Origin of the sequence: Streptomyces sp. H27-H5 (assembly GCF_026627505.1) — a bacterium.
Lineage (GTDB): Bacteria > Actinomycetota > Actinomycetes > Streptomycetales > Streptomycetaceae > Streptomyces.
On record NZ_JAPNLK010000203.1, the window covers coordinates 1 to 5,304 of the forward strand.

The 5,304-nt window shown below is 68.7% G+C and carries 2 protein-coding genes and 1 tRNA gene; 2 read left to right on the forward strand and 1 reads right to left on the reverse strand.

The annotated features are described in order from the left end of the window. The first annotated feature begins 899 nt into the window (after positions 1–899). Both OTB19_RS41405 and OTB19_RS41410 read left to right on the forward strand, forming a co-directional pair. Positions 900–973 (forward strand) — tRNA-Ile (locus OTB19_RS41405). A gap of 851 nt (positions 974–1,824) precedes the next feature. After that, positions 1,825–2,250 carry an STAS domain-containing protein gene (locus OTB19_RS41410; RefSeq protein WP_267804029.1) on the forward strand — a complete coding sequence of 142 codons (426 nt, stop codon included), beginning with the start codon at positions 1,825–1,827 and terminating at the stop codon, positions 2,248–2,250. 257 nt (positions 2,251–2,507) lie between these two features. Here OTB19_RS41410 and OTB19_RS41415 read toward each other — a convergent pair whose 3' ends face one another. Beyond that, complete coding sequence (locus OTB19_RS41415) at positions 2,508–4,964, reverse strand: SpoIIE family protein phosphatase (protein ID WP_267804030.1); 2,457 nt, start codon at positions 4,962–4,964, stop codon at positions 2,508–2,510. Positions 4,965–5,304 lie beyond the last annotated feature (340 nt).

The window sequence follows — 5,304 nt, forward strand, 5'->3', positions numbered from 1 at the left end:
CCTCCCCACCGGCCTCCCCATCGGCAGTCCCGAGGACTGCCTTACCTGCGCCGGCACCCTCTACCTCGGCAGCCCGGCCTGACCGGCCCAACCCCCCTCCACGAACTTTCGCGGTGCAGCACTAGGGCTGTCCTGCTGCGTGACGCGGGGCTGTCGGCTGGTGACATCGCCGCGCTCTCGGGGGTTTCGGTCACCCTCGTACGCCGTCTCCTGCGGCTGCCCGCGGACCGGCGGCCGCAGGTCCACCGCACCACTGCCGAGGCCATCCTGGGCGTGTCCCTGGCCGGTCGGTCCCGAGCGCGCCGCTATCCAGGACTGATCCCGTCCCACGCGAGCGCCGCGTGCCTACAGGAACTCGCGGAGCCGGGCTGGCCCACCGGCTTCCTGGCGGCCCGGCTCGGTATGAGTACTCAGACCTGTCGCCGCGATCCGCGCCCGCAAGCGCCCGCGCATCACCCTCACCGTCGACCAGGCCATCCAAAGATGCCACGGGCAACTCACCGCCGGCACGCCCGCCGAGTGCGGCATCGCGGCGCACCGCAGCCGCAGAGCCCAGACGGCAGCCCGCCGGCGCGCCCGGCAACTCCCGCACACCAGCTGAGAGCCGCACAGCGGACAACTCCCGGGACCCGGGAGGGCCGGGCGGGGCGCGGGGCGTGCGCGGGCCGGCAGAACGGGCGGGTTGCGCGCCGGAGTGCCCGGAGTCCCGGCTGGGACACCGGCAGGTGACGGGCCGCGCGGAGGCGGGGCGTGTGAAGTGATCCGTGTGCCGCGCGGTCCGTGCCGGGCTCCGGTCCTGAGGGCCGTTCGTCCAGCAGTCGCATGATCGCAGGCCGGAGGAAGGGCACCGGGTCCGCGGCAGGACAAGTGATCGACTGGATGTTCTAATCAGGGGTGGTGGGGTGGTAGCTCAGCTGGTCAGAGCAGCGGACTCATAATCCGTCGGTCGTGGGTTCAAGTCCCACCCACCCCACGCGGGGGCGGCACGCTCTACCGCCTACTGGAGGCGGAGCCAGGGCCGGTCATCGCGACGCCGGGTCCCCGTCCGGGGGCTCGGGGTGGTAGCTCAGCCGGATAGAGCAGCGGACTCCAATCCCTCGACTTTGTCGCGAATCGTGATCTTGGTGTGGTGTACCGCCGGGTCTCTCCCGTGCCCGCCATTGGGGGACGGTCTGCATCGCGTCGCGTGCCCGGTCGCACTCGTATCTCGCGGGCGAGGCGGGTTCGGGGCGGGCGCGGTTCGCGCCGGCATGGGTTCGCGGGTGCGGGCCGGTGGCCGGCGATGGTGGAGCCGTTGGAGGAAGGCCGCAGCGTCAGGCGTGGGGGTTGGCTGGGGGGCGTGGGTGGCCGCTCGCCCCGGGCCTGCTGTGTGACGGCGGCCCGGGGCGGGGGCTTCGAATCGCCGCCATCCTGCCGGGAAAGCCGCGACCGCTCGCCACCAGGAGACACCGACCCGCGCGGGCTCCACCAACCGCCACACCCACGATTGCCGGCGATGTCACCCGTATGTACGTGTCACGGCCCACCCTGCGGCGGGAAACCTCGACGGGAACGGGAACCGTTTCCCCGGCGCCTCGTTGACCGGACGAAAACAGCATCGGTCAACCTCCCTGCCGCCCTTCACGTCGAGTCCGGCTTCGGCGGGTAGGTCGGGGTATCCGGATTCCGGCGAGGGCGTGTTCCCCGGGTAGTGCCCGGGATGCCGCACTCGTGCCCGGATCCGACGCCCGGGGCGCCGGCCGCCGGGGTGGTGGTCGGGGCGGCATCGAAGAGAACGGATCCGGGTCTCGGGCCCGTGACACGGAAGAAGGAGGGGTGTCTGTCTTGTCGTACGGTGTCGAGGCGTGGAGCCGGGGTGCAGGCGTCGTCATGCTCAGCGTGAGCGGAACCCTGGACGGCGGCGTCGAACCGGCGCCACGGGATTGCCTGGACGCGTTTCCCGCCCGGTCCCGAGTTCTGCTCGTCGATCTCCACCGAGTGTCCGAGATGGACGTTCACGGCCTGCTGCTCCTGCTCGACCTGCACCGCGAGGCCGAAAGACAAGGGCTGCGCGTCACGGTCACGGGTTGGCAGCCTCAACCTCGACGCGTGATGGCCCAGGTCGCGGGCATCCCCGGCCCCGTCTCGTGTCTTCCCGCCCGTTACAGCACCGCCGGATTCCGCAGACTCCTCGAACAACGCGCCCACAGCACCACCACCTGGCCACAATCGCGCCCCCCCACCGAACCGGGAATGGCGACCATGAGATGACAGGCCGCCCCGACGAACGGTGTCCGCACGGCCGCGCACAGCGCCACACATCCCCCGCGAACCGGGCCGCGCCCCCCCCAGCTGCCGGGAAGAACGGCCCGGGGAACGTCCCACTCTCGTGTCCCGCTCGTCCCGTGCCGGCCGTGGCCGCCCGGTACGGGACGAGTGGACCCGCCCGCGGCTGACGTTGGGGCAGAAGAGTCGAACGGCCTTACGCTCGGGGACTTTCGTCCCCGGGGGTGAAGCGGATCCCGACATTATGATCTTGCCTTGGGATCCTTGTGGGTCCGGGTGACCGCCATCCTGGGTGGTCGCTTCCCCCAAGTTGACAACGCCGGCAAATTCAGTTCGGCCCAAATTGTCTTCCCGGCAGCTGCATGGCGGGTGCCCCACCGGTCAGTAAGTTGGGCGATGAGGAAGAGACCGCGTCCGCCCTCGTCCGTGGTGCGCGCGTGTCGCAGGTGTGGGGCCGTGCTGCTGCCATCCGAGACTTCGCAAATCAGCGTGTGATGGTAGATCAGGCGCAATCGAATGGGGTCGGTGCCGTACCGGATGGCGTTGGTGACCAGTTCGCTGACGACAAGTGCAGTGTTGGGCTCTAGCTCATTGAGCCCCCAGATGTCCAGTTGAGCCGTCGCCAAGGCGCGGGCGTGGGCCACGAGGGCAGGGTCGCTGGATAGGTCCCAGGATGCGAGTTGATGAGCGTTCAGGCCATGGGTGCGTGCGAGGAGCAGCGCGATGTCGTCGTGTTGCGGCCCGGTTCGGAGCGCGTCGACTACGCGCTGGCACAGGTCATCGAGGGTATCCTGGGGATGCGCGAGGGCTTCTTCGAGTTGCACCGCACCGGCGTCCAGGTCTCGGTCGTGGGCCTCCAGCAGCCCGTCTGTATACAGCGCGATCACAGTATCGTCAGGAAGATCGAAGGTGGCCGACTCGAAAGGAAGGCCGCCCAATCCCAAAGGGGGGCCTGCAGGCAAGTCGGCGAAGGAGACAGTACCGTCCGGACTCACCAACGCCGGTGGAAAGTGTCCGGCGCGGGCCATGATGCACTGCCGGTTGGCGGGATCGTAGACCAGGTACACGCAGGTGGCAGCGGGGCCGTCCATTTCGGCAGGCACCTCCTCGGCGAGACGGATGACCAGATCGTCGAGATGCGCGAGGAGTTCGTCGGGGGGGACGTCGAGTGCCGCTAGCGCGTGTACGCCGCTGCGCAGCCGTCCCATGGTGGCGGCCGCTTGGATGCCGTGTCCGACGACATCACCCGCGACGAGTGCGGTGCGGGCTCCGGACAGGGGGATGACGTCGACCCAGTCGCCGCCGACCCCGTGTTGCGCGTCGATCGGTAGATAGCGGGAGGTGACCGCCAGGGTGCTCGATTCCGGCGAGTGGTGGGGTAGAAGGCTGCGCTGCAGAGCCGTTGCGGTGGCGCGCTCACGGGTATATCGGCGGGCGTTGTCCAAGCAGACGGCCGCGCGGGAGACGAGCTCCTGCGCCAGGAGGAGGTCGTCCTCCTCGAACGGGGCCCTGGATGGCTGGCGCAGAAAGGTCGCCACACCCAGGATGGCGCCTCTGGCCCTGAGCGGGAGGGTCATTGCCGCTCCACTCCCCGCCTCGAGATCTTGTGCAGGGGTGGGGCTGCAGTCGTTCGTCACCATGGCCTGGCCATCAATCAGGCAGCGCTCGGCAGGAGAGGAGGGGCCGTACGAAGGCTGCTCGCCGACGGCGACCGCTGACCCTTGGCGGCATCCGCGGGCTGGCTGCTGGCCCGCCCGGATTAGCGTGCCACCGGCGGCTGCGGACGAGGGCTGTCCTGCATCGTGCAGAACCCATTCGAGGAGGTCGACGGTTACGAAGTCCGCCAACCGGGGCACAGCGACATCCGCCAGTTCCTGTGCGGTACACATGACGTCCAGGGTCGTGCCGATCCGGGCACCCGCCTCGTTCAATAGAGCCAGACGTTCTTTGGCCTGCCAACGATCGGTGGCATCCAGCACGAGAAAGGCGAGACCCGGCCTTTCTCCCGGCGGGGCGTCCAGGCGGTAGGCCGACATCGAGAACGTTCGCGCCTGGCCAGGATCGGCCCGCGTCTGTCCGTGGAACTCGAAATCGATCATCGGTTGGCCGGTCTCCAGTACCCGCTGCATGTGTGTTCTCGCGACCTCGGTGCCCAGGCCCGGCTGCAACTCACCCCAGCGCTGCCCCACCGACTCCTCTCGAGACACTCCGCCACCGTGCACCAAGGCGTCATTGAGCCATACGTATCGCAACTCGGCATCCAGAATTGCCATGCCCACCGGCGACCGCGCAGCGAGCTCCTCATGCTTCAGTGCTATGCCACCCGGCCGTCGGGAACCCAGATGGGCCTCATCGGCCAGGGCGAGCCAGCCTGGCTGGCCGCCGGGTCCGACCAACGGGCAGACATCTCCTTCTACTGGGATCACACGGCCGTCGCGGGCCCGGAGGGCGACCCTTCCGCGCCCGCCTCCCTGCGCCCTGAGCCGCTGGAGCGTAGCCGAGACTGTGGCCAGGTCTTGTGGCATCGCGAGCAGTTCCAGGGCGGAACTGCCCACGACTTCTTGGGCTTGGTATCCGAGCATTTGCTGGGCGCCCGAACTCCAACTGGTGAGTACTCCTCTGTCGTCCAGCACGAAGACGACAGGAGCCCAGGACGGAGTTACCGGTGATTCGGGCCCGGTGCTCCCAGAACGGATCATGATGGACGGATCCCATCGGTAGATGGATACTCCGAACTTTGGAGGATTGTGAGGCGAGGATCACCAGCCGCGAGCTAAACGGAGCCGTAGCCGACCGACCGCACCCACCGCGGGTGTGACGTGGGCGGTGGCCGAGCCCCGCCCGTACCGGACCTGTGCTCGATGACGAGTTGCGTCCAGCTTCGTCCAAGGCGACCGGGTACGCAACAGTTAGGTAAGCATTCAGAAGGAATGCAGTTGACCGGTGACGGTGTGTGAGAGGTACTGGTCAGTCGGTCTGCGCGATGGGGGGCATCCAGAGGTTGCCGGTGAGGGCGCGGTGGATGGCCTCGAAGGCGCT